Below are 16,894 nucleotides of genomic sequence, written 5' to 3'. Positions count from 1 at the left end.
CATGTACAGCATTATGCTTATTGAGGATGAGGATCTGATCAGACAAGGCTTGAAGACGCTGATTGAGGACGTTATCGGTGGATTTAAGGTAACGCAGGAGGCTAAGAATGGCCGGGAGGCTCTGGAAGCGATGAAACGTTGTCTTCCCGATTGCATTATTACCGACATCCGTATGCGGAATATGAATGGGCTTGAAATGATTGAGCAGGTGCGGCACAATTTTCCCGATATTGCGATTCTGGTGATCAGCGGCTACGGGGATTTTGAATATGTAAAAAAAGCACTCCGTTTCAAGGTCGATGATTATTTGTTGAAGCCGGTCGATAGAGTGGAATTGACGCAATACTTAACCCAGCTCAAGGAACGACTGGATGAAAAGAACAGCAGCGTCGTCCGCAAACATTCTCTTGCACCTGACGCTCCTATAGAGGAGAACGAGAAAAAAATTATCCGTGAGGTCCGGGAAATCATCCATGCCCATCTGGGGCAGGACATCTCTCTTCAATTCATTGCCAACAAAGTACATATGAATACTCAGTACTTATCGTATTTATTCAAGCTGGAAACCGGGCAAAACTTTGTCGATTATGTGATTCAATGCCGTATGGAACGGGCCAAGCAGCTGCTGCAGGAGACGAATTTAAAGGTTTACGAAATCGCCAAGCTGTCGGGATATGACAATGCCAAATATTTTATGACCGTGTTCAAGCAGCTGACCGGTACTACCCCTACGGACTTTCGGGAAAACCATCCACGCTAGCTTACGCATAACACTCGAAATTTTGAACCATAACTCGAAACTTTTGGATTTTTCCGGGTACGGTTTTTCACTATTATAAAGGTGTAAGCGCTTATAAAAGTGATCTATGAAGGGGAATCGAATATGAAAAGACATTTGTCGCTGGTTTTGCTTTCTGTATTGGCCCTAAGCTCCATCATCGGGTGTTCAGCAGGAGCGGACACAGCCAAGGGAACGACGGCTGCGCCGAAGCCGGGTGAAGTTAAGAAGACTGACAAGGAAGCGCCTAAAGAAGAGGTGCTGCTGAAGGTCGGAATGTGGGGAGAAAACGATTCACGCAAAAAAATACTGGAGGCGTACGTCCAGCAATTCACCGCCAAAAACCCGCATATCAAGGTAGAGTTCATGCTTGTTCCGTTTGCCGATTACCAGCAGAAGCTTTCGATTATGGTCGCCTCCAGAACGGCGCCGGATCTCGTATGGATGTCGGATAAAATGATTCCGCAGTTTATCGAAGCCAAGCAGTTGGCAGATATCTCCGAGATTCAGAACGATAAGGCCTATGATTTTAACGATAACATCCCTTCGAGCTTTCAACGTTTGAAAAAAGACGGCAAGCTCTACGGCGTACCCTTTCTGAACCCGCCGAAGGTCATCTTCTATAACAAGACGCTGTTTAAGGAAAAAGGACTCAAAACCCCGTTGGAGCAGTACAAGGATGGCAAATGGACCTATGATGAATATATTCAGGCAGCCAAGGCGATCAGCGACCCTTCCAAGGGCATTTACGGAAATTTCCTGATCACAGCCAACGGCTGGAAGGCTTGGGAGGATGCTTTCCTGGATACCTTCTGGGCTTATGGAGCTGACTTCATGAATGAGGAAAGCACCAAGTTTATGCTGAATAGTCCTGAGGGTGAAAAAGCCTTCCAGCTCATATCGGATATGATGTTCAAGGATCAAATCCATCCGAAGCCGGGGGATCAAATCACATTCGAAGGCGGGAAAATCGGGATGTCCCGGCAAAATTACGCTTATGTCAATACAGCCAGAAATATTAAAAATTTCGAATGGGATATCGCTCCGATGCCCAAGGGTCCAAACACCGATGCACCGGCAGCAACAGGACTGGCCGCATATTCCGTCATGCAGGAATCCAAGCATAAACCGGAGGCTCTCGAGCTGTTGAAATTTATGACAAGTAAAGAGGCCATGACCGAGTTCGCCTTTATGTACGTGCCGAACCGCAGCTCCGTCCTGGCTTCAGATGCGCTGACCAAAGGCTTCGAATCCCCAACCAAGGAAGGCATTAAAGCGGCACTGATCGATCCGATGAATGGAAAGCTCAGAGCGCAAAACGCTCATAAAAACTGGCAGCAAATCGATGTGAAGGTTCAGACGATCATTGACCTGCTGTATACCCGCAACATGACGCCGAAGGAAATGCTCAAAAAAATGGAGGAAGAAGTCACCCCATTGATGAAATAAGCAGCACGTAATGTCAGGTTAATGACATACCCTTCGCCAAGCCCGCGCTTGGCGATATTTCTTGAACCTATTTTACCGAAGGAAGGAACCGTCTACCTTGTTAAACAGTGCGAAATTCATGCAGCGCGAGAAATGGTACGGTTATCTGTTCATTTTACCGATGGTGATCGGGTATGCGCTATTTTTGTTAGGTCCTATTATCGCGGCATTTACGATGAGCTTTACTGATTGGTCATTAATTAAGGAAGAGCAGTTTATTGGTCTGGGGAATTATATCAGGGCGTTTACCAAGGACCCTGTTTTCTGGAGCACCGTATGGAATTCCCTTTATTTCACTCTTGTATTTGTACCGCTTAATATCGTGCTGACATTGGCCTTGGCCTTATTGCTCAAGGATAAGATTTTGGGTGTCGGCTTTTTTAGAACTGCTATTTTCACGCCTGTCGTTACCTCAATAGTAGTATGGGCAACCGTCTGGAAATATATTTTCCAAACTGACAACGGACTCGTTAATTCCATATTGCGCATAGTTGGCATTACGGGACCTGCTTGGCTCTATGATCTTTCACTGGCGATGCCGACGGTTATTATCGTGACGCTGCTCAAGGGGCTCGGGATCAACATGGTGATCTTTTTGGCGGCGCTGAATGATGTCCCCCATATGTACTATGAGGCAGCCAGGATGGATGGAGCCAGCAGGTGGGCAACCTTTCGCAACGTGACGCTTCCGCTGATCACTCCCTCCGTGTTCATGGTCGTCATGATTACGATGATCGGATCATTGAAGGTGTTCGGGCAAATTTACGTGCTGGCCGGAGGCGGACCGGGAACAAGCACCTATGTGTTCGTCTATTATATTTACGAGCAGGCGTTCAAAATGTACGAATTTGGTTATGCCTCGGCGGTAGCGTTTATCCTGTTTTTCATTATTTTCGTACTGACGATCCTGCAATGGAGCCTGAGGAGAAGGTGGGTGCATCATGAGCAATAAAAAGTGGTCAAAAGCTGTAAAAGCCATTCCCAAATACACAGTGCTGATGGTGATTACCAGCTTTATTCTGATTCCGTTTTATTGGATGGTCAGCACATCGCTGAAGGATTTCCAGCAAGCTTTATCGTTTCCGCCGCAGTGGATACCGAGTCCAATCCAATGGAGTAATTACTTTGACCTGTTTGCGAAGCAGCCCTTTCATTTGTATCTATTCAACAGCTTGTATATCGCCACTCTGGTCACAATCGGAACCTGCCTGTTTGCCGCGCTGGCCGGCTATGCCTTTGCCAAGATCGCCTTCCCATGGAAAAATGCTACATTTCTGATTCTCCTGAGCAGTATGATGATTCCTACGGAAATCACTACGATCCCCTTGTTTATATGGTTGTCCAAAATCGGATTGGTGGACACGCATTTTCCGCTTATTGTTCCTCCGATGCTTGGAGCTGGCGGGATGTTCGGTGTTTTCCTGTACCGCCAGTTTTTTATCACGATTCCCAATGATCTTGATGAAGCCGCAAAAATTGACGGATGCACGCCATGGACCACTTTTCGCAAAATCATGCTGCCACTGGCCTCTCCTGCGATAGCTACCTTGTCGATTTTGACTTTTTTGCACAGCTGGAACGAGTTTTTTGAGCCATTGGTGTACTTGAACAGCAGTAAGCTGTTCACCATTCCGCTTGCGCTTTCTTTATTCACCTCGGACAGCGGAACAGAATGGCATCTGGTGATGGCTGCTTCAGTTGTGGCCACCCTCCCACTACTCACGGTGTTTTTCTTCGCACAGAAAAAATTTATCGAGGGAGTAGCCATGACAGGCTTAAAGTAGCCAGCTGTTTGCCATGCATAAAATCCAGTTATTTTGCCATAGTAAAGAAGTAGTTCTCTTGTATATTACGATACCTGGAGGTTATGGATATGGCCAAACATACAGAAACGAGCTGGAAGCCGGACAAACCGATCAACCAGCTGTTCAACTCCGTCAATAAAGTAACGAGTGCTGTAGAGCAAGCTGCCTCACACCCCAGTGAACAGTTGATCGAGCAAGCACACAATGCGTTGGAGCGGGCAGATAACGGGCTGACGAACACACTTAAAATCGAAGAAAATGAAGAGGCGCTTCAGCAGCTGCAAGAGCAATTGAATGACAATCGTGAACTCTTGCAGCAGGCGGAAGCTCAAGCTATCGAGAACGAACAGTAGGATTACTAACAAAGGGTCTGTCCATTTGGGGACAGCCTTTTTCATTTTGATGTTGCCGTTCTTTTCTCAGTGAAAAAGTAAAGCAAAGCAATAATCGGCATGAAGAATCCGATAAGAGAGGTAAAACTCCAGCCCCCGTAGGCATAAGCCCAACCGCCTAATGATGAGCCTATAGCTCCGCCAATAAAAAAGACAGCCATGAATAGCCCGTTCAAGCGTCCTCTCGCCTCACTCCCCAATGAATAAATCACACGCTGCCCAAGAACAAGATTTCCCGATATGGCCATATCCAGTGTGATTGCAGAAATAAAAAGCAGAATAAGCGCTGTAGTTGAATGGCGATTGAAAAGATGGATTAACAAAAAGGACAAGGCGGCAATGACCATAGCAAGCCCGGTTAACCATTTGCTCCACCCTTTATCCGCCAATCTCCCAGCAATCGGCGCTGCAATAGCTCCTCCTACACCAACTAAGGCAAACCATGCAATACCTGTTTGAGACATTCCGAAATCATCCGCCAACCGCATTGGAACGACGGTCCAAAAGAGACTGAAGGCTCCAAACAAGCAGGCCTGATAAAAGGCACGGCGGCGTAATGCAGGTGTTTGTCTGAATAAGGTGCCTAAGGAAATAATTAATTTACCGTAGGAAACCGATGGCGATGGTTTGCGCTCTGGGAGAACAAACGCTAGCAGAGCAGCCAATAACGTGATTACAATGGCCGATAAGACAAACACCGCTTGCCAGCCCCATATGCTGGTTATAAAGCTTGCTGTCGGCCTGGCAAACATAATTCCAAGCAATAAGCCGCTCATCACATTGCCAACTACACGGCCGCGCTTTTCTTCAGACGCTAAATAGGTCGCATACGGCACCAGAATTTGAGCAACAACAGACCCAATACCGATAAATAAAGACGCAGTCAGAAACACCGTTGCATTGGGTGCGATTCCGGCTACAAGCAGTGCACCGACCGCTACAATTAGCGATACAACTGTAAGTCGGCGATTTTCAACAATATCGCTGAGCGGTACGAGAAACAGGAGTCCTACTACATACCCGATTTGAGTTAAGGTGACGATCAGCCCTGCCGCTGTGGAGGAAAGGCCCGTAGAGATACGGATAGGACCTACCAGGGTCTGAGCATAATAGAGATTGGCAACGATCAGTCCACACGCGGCTGCCAACAAAAACATCATCCAGCTTGATAGGTCGATATTCTCTTTCACTTGCTCCTCTTTCATAATAATCCTCCTCATAATTGTTTTCTGAGCGTGCGTCAGTATCGTTCATTTAAGAACTACTACTTCCACTTACTAAATACTGAACGTACAGTTTACTAATTGATAATCAAATAATATACTGAACGTATCGTTTTGTAAATAGGTGTTTTCATTTTCTTTTGAGATGAATCTTAGTATACTGAACGTATCGTTTATTTTTAGGGACAATTTACAAAAGGGGGAGATTAAGCTTGCAGGGCAAAAAAGGGCGGCCTCGAAATGTTGAAACGCAAAATGCTATTCTTTCCGCTTCTTATTCTTTATTGTTGGAAAATGGATTTGGTGGGGTCACGGTTGAAAAAATTGCTGACCGCGCGAAGGTGAGCAAAGCTACGATTTATAAATGGTGGCCTAACAAGGCCGCCGTAGTCATGGATGGTTTTATGTCTACGGCCACAGCAAGATTGCCGGTGCCTGACACGGGTTCGGTATTCAACGATATACTCATCCATGCCACAAATTTATTGAAGTTCTTAACTAGTCGGGAAGGAATCATCATTACGGAGCTGCTAGGCGAAGGACAGTTTGATCCGGCATTGGCGGAGGCCTATCGGACCCGATATTTCCATCCTCGCCGGATGGAGGCCAGGAAACTGATTGAACGGGGTATAGAGCGCGGGGAATTGAAAAACAATCTCGATATTGAATTATGCACGGATCTCATGTATGGGCCGATTTTTTATCGTCTGCTGGTAACAGGTGATCAACTGGACGAGTCCTATGTGCAGCAATTGGTCAAAACCGCATTCGCTGGAATCCGCTTGTCATGAAAACTTATACATTATCTCTTGAAAAAGAGGCTGCACCCTTTTGGGGCCAGCCTACTCGTTATTTTCATCATATTTCTTAGGTCAGTCAAACTTCCAGCAGCTTAAGCTCAGGTTTCCATATTGGTAGCTGCGGTGCATCAGCGAAGCTGTTCGATTAGCATCTCCGGTGCCCATAGCCAGCAGCAATGGAATAAAATGCTCCGGAGTAGGCACCGCTTCCTTGGCGTAAGGAGCCAATTGCTCATACTGAAACAACGAGTCCAAATCCCACGCATTCAGCTTCTCTTCCAGCCAACCGTCAAATTGTGCTGCCCAATCCGTAGTTTGGGAGGCTCCCCACTCCAGTCTCCGCAAATTATGAACGGTCCCACCGCTGCCGATGATCAGTATATCTTTTTCCCGAAGTGAGGCTAGTGCTTTGCCGATCCGATATTGCTCTGCGTTCGACAAATGCCGATTTACGGATAATGCGATTACCGGGATATGTGCCGCTGGATATATCAGATGCAGAAGAACCCAGGCGCCATGGTCCAATCCGCGCTCGCTGTCAAGACTCACAGGGATTTGTTCCTGTTGAAACAAGGTTTGAATCTCCTTCGCAAGCTCAGGATCGCCGGAAGCCGGATATTGGACTTGATACAGCTCAGGCTGAAATCCGGAAAAATCATAGATCGTTTCGTATGGTGCTGAAGAAGCCGACACCTGCTGCTCTCTGCTCTCCCAATGCGCGGAAAAAAGCACGATCGCTCTGGGTCTAGGATAATCTGCTGCAAAATTTTTGAGGAGTGCTGTGTAGTCGTTTTGTTCGAGTGCCAGCGAGGGGGCGCCATGAGCCATAAAAAAAGAAGGTATCATTGTAAGTCTCCTTTACCGGGTATATGAGCTGCTGCTGCATCTTGCCTGATCCAGCGTATAAAGTCTTGTTGGTTCTCCAGAGACACACCGTGTGCTGATGGATACGTTGTATACGTAACATGATGGGACAGCTTCCGGAAAAACTCATGATTATTATCGCCCAGCTGCTTCGGAAAAATCGGGTCATGCTCGCCATGCGATATGAAAACGGACAAATCGGTTACCGATTGAATCCAGTATTCATCCTTAACGAAGCTCGGGATGTATCCATTTAAAGCTACGATCCCTTTTATTCGTTCACCCATGGTCAAAGCCAAACACATGGAAAGCACAGCGCCCTGGCTGAAACCAAGCAAATAGCGGCGGACTGGATCAATCGCATATTGGGTAGCTGCCATTTCAATAAACTGTTGCAATTGCTGCATCGATTGATCAAAATGTTCACGTATGGGGTTACCTATGCTTTTGATATGAAAATACGCAAAACCGCTGCCTTGAGGAAGATGTCCCCGAATGCCAATCACAATAAAATCGGAGCTTAAATCGCTTAGTAAACCGAGCATATCCTGCTCGTTAGAACCGAGTCCATGAAGAGCAAAAATAACGGGATATTTCGTTTCCGAATTGTACTCGTCAGGCAATTTGACATCGTAGACATAATCGATAGACATAAGACCCTTCCTTTACCGGGTTTATTTTCAAGTCATTGATGCTGTTGTTATTGAGTTTTCGTTTTGAATAGCAGCCGATCCAGGCCTACCCCGCGCTCATCCGCAATAGCCAAATAACCCGCCATAACCAGCAGCGCCAGATCCAGCTCATAACCTGCCATTTGGGCGTTCCCCAGCAGCCCCACCGGAAGCTTCACCGTTATGATCGCCCCCACAAGCATAACCATAAAGCCGATTGCGAAGTAACGGGTTGCGAATCCGATGATCAAGGCGATTCCACCAATGAGCTCCAGGTAGGCAACCACATAAGCTGCAGATTCAGGAAGACCAATACTGCCAAACCACCCTGCTGCATTGCCAAGCCCTATCTGGAATTTCGAGATGCCGTGTGCCATAAACAAAATACCTAATAGAACTCTCATGATCGTTACCATTGTTGTTGTCTTCAAGTGAATAACACTCCTTTATATTCATAAGCTGATTTGTCTTATTAAACTCTCGTATATTTAAGTTATCCCCTATAAAAAGCTATCTCCTATTATGAGAATGCTAAAAAGATTGGAATTCCATCTCAAACCCTCCTCATTAGTATTCTTATACGATACTTATATCTGTATTAACAAAACAAATCTATCATTTCATCGTTGGATTGTCAATAACAATTTGCTATTATGAATAATATATGTTTATTACAAAACTAAAGGGGTATGCGACTATGGATATCGGATCTACGATTCGGGCAATACGCAAACGAAAGAAACTAACCATTCCACAGCTGTGCGAAGGAACCGGCCTTTCCAAAGGCTTTATCAGTAATGTAGAAAATAATAAAACGTCCCCTTCCATCGCTACTTTGGAAAGCATAGCCTCCTTTTTAAAGGTTCCCCTCCCTTATTTGCTGCTGCAAAAAGAACAACGGATGCAGGTCGTACGACAAGCGGAACGACAGCACACAACAACCGGCATAGAAAAATTAAGGGTTGAGCATCTCTCTACACAAGGGAACCTGCGCATGCGTATCGTCGAATTTCCTCCAGGCGCATCGACCGGGGATCATCCACATGCTCATGAAGGAGAGGAATGTCATTTTGTTTTAAACGGAACCGTCGTAGCCGAACAAGGGGAAGATAGCGCCGTGCTGGAGCAGGGAGATTCCTTTAGCTGGAATGCGAGTGTCCCTCATAAAGTAACCAATACCCGAGACCAGCCTGCGTTAGTGCTGATCGCCGTTTATAGGGAACTGGATTCTTGAACCACAGAAATCGACCTCTATCATCTCGTATGCTAAAATTTAATAGCAGCTTATTCCAAATTCGAGGGAGACGATGACCATGATGCCGACTGAAAAGGATTTAGCTTTTCTTTTTGAAAGAGACGAGTCTCAACTCCAACCATTTCTGCACAATCATAAGAACGTTTTCGAGCGTTATGGGATGACGGAGACAGATTTCAAGGAGCTCGCGGCCGAATCGTTAGACCAGCAGGTGATTCATGCTTTTGCACTTGTATTCGCGAAAACGATTGATTGGCGGGAATATGATGATGAAATTGTTCGCTTGCTTGGGGAATCGATTCCGGAGGAGGTTGAAGTCGAAAATACGGATGATGGATTGCAGGTGACCTACGATGGGGAGGTTTATCCCATTAAGCTGAGCTTCTCTCCCCAAGACCGGTATATAACCATTAGAGGCTTCGCAGCTATTATCAAAGACAAATATGAGCCACGTCTTATTACGGAATCGTATATGTCTGATACGCATGAAATCTTGGTGCTTCCGAACGAAGTCTGGCAGCGAATGCAGCAGCAATATCCAGATCAATTAGAATCCATGTTTATGATTATCCACGATACATTGGATTTTCCTTAATACCATTACACTGTTATTCCCGTGAGATCGCGCTTTCTTCAGCCGCGCAGACTTAACTAAAGCTTTTATAATAATATATCGTTGCGTGTAATTCCCCAGTGGCAGACCTCGCATATTCCGGAATCCGTCCAGCTTGAATATAACCTATGGAAGCATACAGGAGATTGGACGGATCTCCTTCTCTTGTATCGAGAACCAATAACGACCTGCCTTCCTGCCTGGCCCTTTCTTCGGCCTTGTTCATGAGCAACCGGCCAATACCATGACGTCGATACTCGGGGTGGGTCATCAATTTGGCAATTTCCGCTCTATGGCCGCCATTTTGCTTCGTACATAAATGTAACTGGACACTACCCACTACCCGATTATTTGTTGTAGCGATAAATAAGATCACCTCAGGACTTAATACATGTTCCCAATAGCGAGTCGCCTCAGAAAGCTTCAATGGAGGCAAAAAACCAATCGATGCCCCCTCTTCTACTACCCGGATCAGCAGCTCCGAAAGCTCACTTTTATGTTCTTCTATCGAAAATATTGGTTCGATTTGCACTTCATCAGCCAATACAATCACCTCTAATTAGCAGAATATTATCTTCCTTATTTTAACATAATAAGTAGCAATCTATAAGAACCCTCGTCTGCTTGTACATGCGAAAATAAGATTCGACAGGTATCGGACTGAGCCTAACCGACAGGACAGTGAGCATAAGGAGGCAAACCATATGAGAAAGGTGTATATTTGGCAGTGGTACGATTGTGCAGCAGCTTGCCAATGAAGGCTTGATTGATGAGCTCTTGATCGTGGCAACGCCGGTTGTTATAGGAACGGGAAAACCGCTATTTAAAGATGTCAAAGAAATGAAGCTCGTATTGTTGGAAACCAAGCATTTTGATTCCGGAATCGTATTGCTTCACTATAGAATTGCTGCAAAGGGTCCTTGAACAATTAAATCTACAAAACGAAAAAGGAGCTTTGCCACTCAAGCAGGGGCAGGTTCCTTTTTTTGCGTTGTACGTAATCGTTGTAAATCTGAATTTATTTAATTATTTTTTGAAAAGCATATTGACTTATCGAAAATAAAACATACAATGAATACTTATAGTAATACTATAAACTAACTTGGTTTTATTCGTCGGTAGGTAACATTCGTAAGGCGCCAAAATGTTGTCTCGTTTATGTACAAAGGGGGAATCTGGATTCACTATTAAAGCGTGACGTTCTACTTATAGAAAGTTCTGTTTTTATTAATTGAATCCTTGGAGGTAGTTCTTGCATGAATCAGAAAACATTAATTATTACTTTAGGTGCGCTGGCGGTTGCTATCAATGTGATCGCAGGCACTGTTATTGGCAGCCTGAAAATTCCGTTCCTTTTTCTCGATACCGTCGGTACGATCTTTATTGCAGCTATCTTTGGCCCCTTCTGGGGAGCACTTGTAGGTATTCTTACTAACTTGGTGCTGGGTGTTACCAAGTCTTATACATCGATTCCTTTTGCCCTCGTTAATGCATTTGTCGGGCTTATAGTCGGCTTCATCGCCGTCAAACGCGGATTTAATTTCTTTAATTCCATTATCTCCGGTATTATTCTTGGCATCGTCTGCCCGGTTGTAGGAACCGTGATTGCGGTAGGCCTATTCGGCGGATTGACGGGCGGAATTCAGGATATTGCCGTATTGTGGCTTAAAAATGCAGGTTCCAGCGTGTTCGCCTCTGCCTTTTTGCCGAGATTATTCGATAACCTGATTGATAAGATTTTATCCGCTGTCCTGATTTATTACGTTATCAAAAGCATTCCCCAATCATTGTTGAAACGTCCGGATTTCAAACTAAGAAACAAAGGTGCTTCTCATGAAGCGAAATAAGAAAATTATCGTAACTTCTCACTGCGTGCTGAATCAAAACGCTGTAGTTGCCGAGTTGGCGCGGAGCAACGGGGTCATGACAAGTGTCATTGAATGGTCCCATCAACAAGGCTATGGAATTATTCAGCTTCCGTGCCCCGAGTTCACTTTTCTCGGCCCTGAGCGTCCACCGATGACAGTCGAGCAGTATGACACTCCTGAATTTCATGCGCATAACCGTAAAATACTCGCTCCCGTCATTGAACAATTACAGGTTTATCAAAATCACGGCTATACAATCGTAGGGGGGCTGGGCATTGCAGGGAGCCCTTCCTGCGATCCGGGTAAAGGCGTATTTATGCAGGACCTGCTCGATATGGCTAAGGAAGCAGATGTCCATATTGATTTCTTTTGGCAAATTCCTAACACGGTAGAAGGACACTTTGATCCTACAGATGACAAAAGCATTTTCGGTCCTATCGCAGCCGATCGGAAACCATCTGCCACTTCGCGGCAAGCAAATGATTTGAACAACTAGAAAAGGCGGTGTGGAAACGATGATTTCTATTCGCGATGTTTCCTTCTCCTACTATGGGAGTGAAACCGATCGGTGGGCTTTGCGGAATATCCACCTGGACATCGCACCCGATGAATTCGTTGCTTTTTTGGGGCCTAATGGTTCAGGGAAATCGTCTTTATCCAAGCTTCTTAACGGTATCGAATGGCCAACGGAAGGTACCATTACCGTGGATGGACGATCTACGATGGATGCTGCGCAGCTTCCTGCGATTCGCAGGGCGGTACAGATTGTATTTCAAAACCCTGAAAACCAACAGGTGGGAATAACAGTCGGGGAGGATATCGCCTTCGGATTATCCAACATAGGATGGCCGCAGCACGATATTCAGAACCGAATTCAATGGGCGTTGGAGCTGGTTCAACTAAACGCGGGGGAGGATCGATTGGTCAGCCAATTATCGGGTGGGGAAAAGCAAAAATTGGCGCTGGCCTCCGTGCTGGCGCTGGCCCCGCGGTATCTGATTTTGGATGAGTCCACATCCATGCTCGATCCTATTGCAAGAAGACAGTTTGTCGATACGCTGCATACAGCGCGTAAGGCACATCCTTTTGCCATCATTTATATCACCCATCACCTGGAGGAGGTTCTAGATGCGGATCGCCTCGTCTTGTTTGAGCAAGGTTGTGTCCGGCAGATGGGCAAGCCTGATGATATTTTGAATGATGAAGATCTTTTGACTTCGTGCGGTTTAGAGCTCCCATTCGAAAGAAGTCTTGCTCTATCGCTCCGTAAAGCAGGCGTCCCTGTATCGGCTTCTTCAAGCATTGAGGAATTGAGGAAATGGTTATGAATATTGAACTGTCGGAGGTCTCATTTACTTACGAGAAGCGCAGCAGGAAAACAAAAGTAACGGACATTTCCTGCATATTACAACAGGTGAACATTGATATTCAAAGCGGCGAAATGCTGGCGGTCGCTGGCAAATCGGGATCAGGCAAATCGACCTTCATGCAATTGATCAAAGGGTTTTTAAAACCGTCCTTTGGAGATGTGCTGTTGGACCAAACCAACCCATTTACCTCAAAGCGCCCCGAGCTCTTTGATCGAATTGGATTTATTTTCCAATATCCGGAGCATCAGCTCTTTTCGGTAACGGTCGCGGAGGATATTGCCTTTGGTCTGCGTCACAGCGGGCTTACGCCTGAGGAGAAGAAAGCTAAAGTAAAGCGTGCGATGGAAGCAGTCGGGTTGGATTATGATGCTTTTGCAGAGCGAAGCCCCTTTGAGCTAAGCGGTGGAGAGAAACGACGAGTCGCGATTGCCGGTGTCGTGGTTCTTGAGCCGGAGTTGATCATTCTGGATGAGCCTACAGCAGGTCTGGATTATCCATCCAGAACCTCTTTGTTTGACATGCTGCACCGTCTCAATAAGGAGCTGGGCACAACAATTATATGGGTCAGCCATCAGCTTGAAGAAATGCTTGGGCACGCTTCTAGGCTGTTGATTATTAAGGACGGTACAATTGTCGCCGACGGCTTGCCGCAAGCGCTGCTTTCAGACCCGACGCTGCTTGCGTCACTGGGCTGGGAAAAACCTCCTGCCTTGGTGCTGCGTGACTTGGTATTGGAAGCCTGCGGTATTGAAATCAATCATCCGTACAACATCAGTGAAATCACTCCATTACTGATTAGTCTGTTTAAGAAGCGGCAGCGCTCATTGGAGGAGGAACGTCTATGTCTTCCGTAGCCAGCTTTCTCATCTATCAAAAGAAGGATTCCTGGTTGGAGCGCTGGGATCCGAGAATGAAAATAATCGCCGCATTGTTGTTTGGAGTGGGCCTTTTATTATCCAGCAATTTGGAGCTGAAGAGCATTCAAATTGTTCTGCTGATCGTCCTGTGGGCTGTCGCCAAGCTGTCTTGGCGGATGTTGGCTTTCACGATCCTATCACTGTTGTTATTTTTTGCTACTACGATGATTTATCAATCGATGCTGCTCACAGTACCAGGCGAAACGCTGATTCAATGGGGCTTTATTGAGTTTTCCTACAATGGGGCAATCAAAGGCATTATGATGTGCGAGCAAATATTCGGAATCGTCATCGTATTGTCTCTTGTAGTGAGAACGACATCGCCTATTATTTTGGCGGAAGGCATGGAACTGCTGCTGAATGTGTTTAAAAGGTGGAAGGTACCCGTTCATGAAGCTGTCATGATGTTTTCCATCGCTTTGAGATTCCTTCCGCTGCTGCTGGAGGAATTTGATAAAATCCAAAAGGCGCAGACAGCGCGCGGAGGCGGTTTTCACCGTAAAGGCGTGATAGCCCGATTTCGCGGAGTGCTCCCGATGCTGGTACCTCTGTTCGTTCTCGCGATTCTTCGCGCCAAGGATCTGGCAACAGCGATGGAATCCCGTTGTTACCTTGGTGATCAAGGGCGAACGCCGATTCGATTATACCGATTCGAGCTACGGGATTATCTCGTTTTGACTGCTTCCGTTGTGCTGCTCACGCTTACTATTTTTAAATAATTCAATGTCTGTGGTCACAAGAAAGAGGTATACTGCCTATGCAGTGTACCTCTTTCCTGTCGTGGACGATTTGATTATCGCATACGTCAACCTTCATCAATCAATAATTTTCGTTTTCTTGGCATTTTCCATCGATTTCTTGATAATACCACTGAGCGGACGCTTCAGAACCAGAGCCACGAACAGGCTGAGACCAATAATAACGATCAGACAAACGATATCCTTGAGCGCCGTTGCCCATAGAATCCCGCCAACCCCTTCACGCAGCAGACTGATCGCATAAGTGAAGGGCATGAATGGATTCAGAGCCTGGAAAAAAGGCGTCGTCATACTGATCGGAAACGTTCCGCCCGAGCTGGAGAATTGGAATACCATGAAGATGATTGCGATGCCTTTCCCAACATTGCCAAAGACGGACAAGAGTGTAAAGGTTATCGTCACAAATACGGTGCTGACCAGCATAGCGAACAGAACGAACCATATTTTATCTGCCACATAGGCGTGTAAAATAAAGAAATCGCCCAGTGTGATGCATAATGCCTGGAACAGCCCAATCGTCACGAAGGTTGCCAATCGGCCCAAATATAGTTGATAGGGCTTAAAGCGCCCTTCCGGATTACTCGCTTCCGACTTCAATAATGAAATCAACAAAGTCGCACCCACCCATAAGGATAATACACAATAAAAGGGTGACATCGCCGATCCATAATTCGGTATCGGGTATTTCCGATTCTCATTGATCTGTACGGGACTGGCCAGGAACTCACTTTCCTTCTTAATGTCCCCACGCAGCAGCTTGGCCAGATCAGCGAAGTGATTGTTCGCCTCGACCTCTCTAAGCTTGTCCGCTGCCTGACTGATTGCACGCTCAAGCTGAGGCAGATCATCACGAACCAAACCCGCGACTTTATGGACGCCGGACTCCACCTCAGGCAGCTTGTTACGCACAAAATCGGATAGCTTGACGAGCTCCTCCTCCGTCTGAGGCAGATCGTTATTGATGAAAGCTGCTGCCTTGTCCAGCTTCTCCCCGATTTCAGGGAGCTTATCCTGTACAAAAGGGGCGGCGATATTAATCGCCTTCTCGAAAGCTTCTGCCTTGCTCTGCAGCGCTTGCGCCATTTCATGGACCTTCGCGCGAATCTGCGGCAGCTGCTCCTGGATCTTAATCAATTCGGCTTGCCCGAATTCAAGTCCACTCTTCACGTCCTCCAGAATCGCTTTAATGTCGGGGAGCTTGCCTTTGGCCGTCTGAAGAATATCGGAGGCCGTACCGTTGACGGTTTTTAGTATTTCGATCCCCTTGGTCAGGTTGGGTACAATCTCGCTATCGTACTTGGAGAGAATGATCCCTAACGCAGCACTCGTATTTTGGGATAGCTCGTTCAAGCGTTTAACCGCATCCTTAAGGGGCGTTTTCCCATTCTCCAGATCGGTTGCAATCGCGCCCAAAATTGCGATTTGCAGATTCATATTTTTCTCAATGGTTTGCAGCCGCGCTATATGATCATTTAATGGCTGACCCGGAATATAGCTGTTGATCCGGCTAAGCAGCGATGAGGTATGTCCCAGCAATCGTACAACTGTAGAGAGCCTGTCCTTCACGGCAGTCACCTCTGCTGCAGTAGGCAGCAAAGCCGGATTAATATTCAACAATCTCTCTGTGAGCAGCGAGGTTGCATCCGCAGCTTGCTGTGCCAACGTTAAATTCTGCTTAACCAGCGGAGCAATCAGCTTGAACGTCTCCTCGTTTGCTGTCAGGAACTTGTTCAATTCATTGGCGATTGCGGTACCTTCATCAGCGATTTCAGCAATTCGCGGCAATGCATTCTGGGCAGCCGTCACGATCTCGATAGCCTTACCCGCTTTATCTGAGGCAAGGGAAATCGTATTGGCTACCTTGTCAAAATTATCATCCAGCTCCTGAATTCGGGCGACGGCCTGTTTGATCTCAGGTAGTTTATTCTGAATGACGACGATTTCCGAGAGCGCCTCATTGATTTTCGGCCAATTTTGCTGGATTTTCAGAACATATTGAGCGGCTTGATTGATCTCGGGAATTTTTTGCTCCACTTCAAGAATGATTTGCGCCTTGTCATGAATCTCAGGTAGCTTCTGTTCAAGCTCCAGC

20 protein-coding genes are annotated in these 16,894 nt (G+C 46.3%); 14 read left to right on the top strand and 6 right to left on the bottom strand.

The annotated features are described in order from the left end of the window. Window position 1 precedes the first annotated feature (1 nt). The 5 genes from NST47_RS02035 (at window position 2) to NST47_RS02015 (ending at window position 4,424) form a co-directional block, all read left to right on the top strand. On the top strand, window positions 2-760 hold the full coding sequence (locus NST47_RS02035) for a response regulator transcription factor (protein WP_341153723.1): 759 nt from the start codon (window positions 2-4) through the stop codon (window positions 758-760). A gap of 123 nt (window positions 761-883) precedes the next feature. Next, window positions 884-2,227: an ABC transporter substrate-binding protein gene (locus tag NST47_RS02030; protein ID WP_341153722.1), complete on the top strand. Its 1,344-nt coding sequence runs from the start codon at window positions 884-886 to the stop codon at window positions 2,225-2,227. Between the two features lie 118 nt (window positions 2,228-2,345). Beyond that, the gene (locus NST47_RS02025) at window positions 2,346-3,218 is read left to right on the top strand and encodes a carbohydrate ABC transporter permease (protein WP_341153721.1); all 873 of its coding nucleotides are present in this window, start codon (window positions 2,346-2,348) and stop codon (window positions 3,216-3,218) included. Then, entirely contained in the window at window positions 3,208-4,050 is an 843-nt protein-coding gene (locus NST47_RS02020; RefSeq protein WP_341153720.1) for a carbohydrate ABC transporter permease, read from the top strand. The genes NST47_RS02025 and NST47_RS02020 overlap by 11 nt, the downstream gene beginning before the upstream one ends. 89 nt (window positions 4,051-4,139) lie before the next feature. Then, a complete protein-coding gene (locus NST47_RS02015; protein ID WP_341153719.1) occupies window positions 4,140-4,424 on the top strand; it encodes a hypothetical protein in 285 nt (94 codons plus the stop codon). A 41-nt stretch (window positions 4,425-4,465) separates the two neighbouring features. On the opposite strand, the gene NST47_RS02010 is transcribed toward NST47_RS02015, so the two are convergent. Beyond that, entirely contained in the window at window positions 4,466-5,668 is a 1,203-nt protein-coding gene (locus NST47_RS02010; protein ID WP_341153718.1) for an MFS transporter, read from the bottom strand. A 230-nt stretch (window positions 5,669-5,898) separates the two neighbouring features. Here NST47_RS02010 and NST47_RS02005 point away from each other — a divergent pair, with 230 nt between their 5' ends. Further along, entirely contained in the window at window positions 5,899-6,477 is a 579-nt protein-coding gene (locus NST47_RS02005) for a TetR/AcrR family transcriptional regulator (protein ID WP_341153717.1), read from the top strand. Between the two features lie 81 nt (window positions 6,478-6,558). On the opposite strand, the gene NST47_RS02000 is transcribed toward NST47_RS02005, so the two are convergent. Genes NST47_RS02000 through NST47_RS01990 form a run of 3 tightly spaced genes read right to left on the bottom strand, consistent with a single transcriptional unit; the run spans window position 6,559 to window position 8,437 of the window. Further along, window positions 6,559-7,332, bottom strand: coding sequence for a dioxygenase family protein (locus NST47_RS02000; RefSeq protein WP_341153716.1), 774 nt, complete (start codon window positions 7,330-7,332; stop codon window positions 6,559-6,561). Continuing rightward, window positions 7,329-8,003: an alpha/beta hydrolase gene (locus NST47_RS01995; protein WP_341153715.1), complete on the bottom strand. Its 675-nt coding sequence runs from the start codon at window positions 8,001-8,003 to the stop codon at window positions 7,329-7,331. Before NST47_RS01995 ends, NST47_RS02000 begins: the two co-directional genes overlap by 4 nt. A 47-nt stretch (window positions 8,004-8,050) precedes the next feature. Beyond that, complete coding sequence (locus NST47_RS01990) at window positions 8,051-8,437, bottom strand: DoxX family protein (protein ID WP_341159586.1); 387 nt, start codon at window positions 8,435-8,437, stop codon at window positions 8,051-8,053. A gap of 281 nt (window positions 8,438-8,718) precedes the next feature. Here NST47_RS01990 and NST47_RS01985 point away from each other — a divergent pair, with 281 nt between their 5' ends. Together NST47_RS01985 and NST47_RS01980 are read left to right on the top strand one after the other, a co-directional pair. Next, window positions 8,719-9,255: a helix-turn-helix domain-containing protein gene (locus tag NST47_RS01985; RefSeq protein ID WP_341153714.1), complete on the top strand. Its 537-nt coding sequence runs from the start codon at window positions 8,719-8,721 to the stop codon at window positions 9,253-9,255. A 79-nt stretch (window positions 9,256-9,334) separates the two neighbouring features. Continuing rightward, on the top strand, window positions 9,335-9,871 hold the full coding sequence (locus NST47_RS01980) for a hypothetical protein (RefSeq protein WP_341153713.1): 537 nt from the start codon (window positions 9,335-9,337) through the stop codon (window positions 9,869-9,871). A gap of 52 nt (window positions 9,872-9,923) precedes the next feature. Here the strand turns inward: NST47_RS01980 and NST47_RS01975 are convergent, their stop codons facing one another. Beyond that, window positions 9,924-10,442 (bottom strand): GNAT family N-acetyltransferase, encoded by a 519-nt coding sequence (locus NST47_RS01975; protein WP_445667344.1) that lies wholly within the window; start codon window positions 10,440-10,442, stop codon window positions 9,924-9,926. Between the two features lie 164 nt (window positions 10,443-10,606). Between NST47_RS01975 and NST47_RS01970 the strand changes: the two genes are divergently transcribed. The 6 genes from NST47_RS01970 (at window position 10,607) to NST47_RS01945 (ending at window position 14,763) form a co-directional block, all read left to right on the top strand. Continuing rightward, on the top strand, window positions 10,607-10,813 hold the full coding sequence (locus tag NST47_RS01970) for a dihydrofolate reductase family protein (RefSeq protein WP_341159584.1): 207 nt from the start codon (window positions 10,607-10,609) through the stop codon (window positions 10,811-10,813). 332 nt (window positions 10,814-11,145) lie between these two features. After that, a complete protein-coding gene (locus NST47_RS01965) occupies window positions 11,146-11,736 on the top strand; it encodes a CD3073 family putative ECF transporter S component (RefSeq protein WP_076233817.1) in 591 nt (196 codons plus the stop codon). Beyond that, the gene (locus NST47_RS01960) at window positions 11,723-12,253 is read left to right on the top strand and encodes a CD3072 family TudS-related putative desulfidase (protein WP_341153712.1); all 531 of its coding nucleotides are present in this window, start codon (window positions 11,723-11,725) and stop codon (window positions 12,251-12,253) included. The genes NST47_RS01965 and NST47_RS01960 overlap by 14 nt, the downstream gene beginning before the upstream one ends. A gap of 19 nt (window positions 12,254-12,272) precedes the next feature. Next, entirely contained in the window at window positions 12,273-13,085 is an 813-nt protein-coding gene (locus NST47_RS01955; RefSeq protein WP_341159583.1) for an ATP-binding cassette domain-containing protein, read from the top strand. Beyond that, complete coding sequence (locus NST47_RS01950; protein WP_341153711.1) at window positions 13,082-13,981, top strand: ATP-binding cassette domain-containing protein; 900 nt, start codon at window positions 13,082-13,084, stop codon at window positions 13,979-13,981. The genes NST47_RS01955 and NST47_RS01950 overlap by 4 nt, the downstream gene beginning before the upstream one ends. Beyond that, window positions 13,969-14,763: an energy-coupling factor transporter transmembrane component T family protein gene (locus NST47_RS01945; protein WP_341153710.1), complete on the top strand. Its 795-nt coding sequence runs from the start codon at window positions 13,969-13,971 to the stop codon at window positions 14,761-14,763. Before NST47_RS01950 ends, NST47_RS01945 begins: the two co-directional genes overlap by 13 nt. A 96-nt stretch (window positions 14,764-14,859) precedes the next feature. Here NST47_RS01945 and NST47_RS01940 read toward each other — a convergent pair whose 3' ends face one another. Further along, window positions 14,860-16,836, bottom strand: coding sequence for a YhgE/Pip family protein (locus tag NST47_RS01940; RefSeq protein ID WP_445667437.1), 1,977 nt, complete (start codon window positions 16,834-16,836; stop codon window positions 14,860-14,862). Window positions 16,837-16,894 lie beyond the last annotated feature (58 nt).

This window comes from Paenibacillus sp. FSL H8-0034 (assembly GCF_038000305.1).
Classification (GTDB): Bacteria; Bacillota; Bacilli; order Paenibacillales; family NBRC-103111; genus Paenibacillus_S.
Note: the sequence above shows the minus strand (reverse complement) of the source record. Positions and strands in the feature narration are given on the sequence as shown.

What these genes read in the sequence shown, in the direction of transcription:
- NST47_RS02035 (WP_341153723.1), top strand. Translation starts at nt 2, where the DNA reads ATGTACAGCATTATGCTTATTGAGGATGAGGATCTGATCAGACAAGGC.
- NST47_RS02030 (WP_341153722.1), top strand. Translation starts at nt 884, where the DNA reads ATGAAAAGACATTTGTCGCTGGTTTTGCTTTCTGTATTGGCCCTAAGC.
- NST47_RS02025 (WP_341153721.1), top strand. Translation starts at nt 2,346, where the DNA reads ATGCAGCGCGAGAAATGGTACGGTTATCTGTTCATTTTACCGATGGTG.
- NST47_RS02020 (WP_341153720.1), top strand. Translation starts at nt 3,208, where the DNA reads ATGAGCAATAAAAAGTGGTCAAAAGCTGTAAAAGCCATTCCCAAATAC.
- NST47_RS02015 (WP_341153719.1), top strand. Translation starts at nt 4,140, where the DNA reads ATGGCCAAACATACAGAAACGAGCTGGAAGCCGGACAAACCGATCAAC.
- NST47_RS02010 (WP_341153718.1), bottom strand. Translation starts at nt 5,668, where the DNA reads ATGAAAGAGGAGCAAGTGAAAGAGAATATCGACCTATCAAGCTGGATG.
- NST47_RS02000 (WP_341153716.1), bottom strand. Translation starts at nt 7,332, where the DNA reads ATGATACCTTCTTTTTTTATGGCTCATGGCGCCCCCTCGCTGGCACTC.
- NST47_RS01995 (WP_341153715.1), bottom strand. Translation starts at nt 8,003, where the DNA reads ATGTCTATCGATTATGTCTACGATGTCAAATTGCCTGACGAGTACAAT.
- NST47_RS01990 (WP_341159586.1), bottom strand. Translation starts at nt 8,437, where the DNA reads ATGGTAACGATCATGAGAGTTCTATTAGGTATTTTGTTTATGGCACAC.
- NST47_RS01985 (WP_341153714.1), top strand. Translation starts at nt 8,719, where the DNA reads ATGGATATCGGATCTACGATTCGGGCAATACGCAAACGAAAGAAACTA.
- NST47_RS01980 (WP_341153713.1), top strand. Translation starts at nt 9,335, where the DNA reads ATGATGCCGACTGAAAAGGATTTAGCTTTTCTTTTTGAAAGAGACGAG.
- NST47_RS01965 (WP_076233817.1), top strand. Translation starts at nt 11,146, where the DNA reads ATGAATCAGAAAACATTAATTATTACTTTAGGTGCGCTGGCGGTTGCT.
- NST47_RS01960 (WP_341153712.1), top strand. Translation starts at nt 11,723, where the DNA reads ATGAAGCGAAATAAGAAAATTATCGTAACTTCTCACTGCGTGCTGAAT.
- NST47_RS01955 (WP_341159583.1), top strand. Translation starts at nt 12,273, where the DNA reads ATGATTTCTATTCGCGATGTTTCCTTCTCCTACTATGGGAGTGAAACC.
- NST47_RS01950 (WP_341153711.1), top strand. Translation starts at nt 13,082, where the DNA reads ATGAATATTGAACTGTCGGAGGTCTCATTTACTTACGAGAAGCGCAGC.
- NST47_RS01945 (WP_341153710.1), top strand. Translation starts at nt 13,969, where the DNA reads ATGTCTTCCGTAGCCAGCTTTCTCATCTATCAAAAGAAGGATTCCTGG.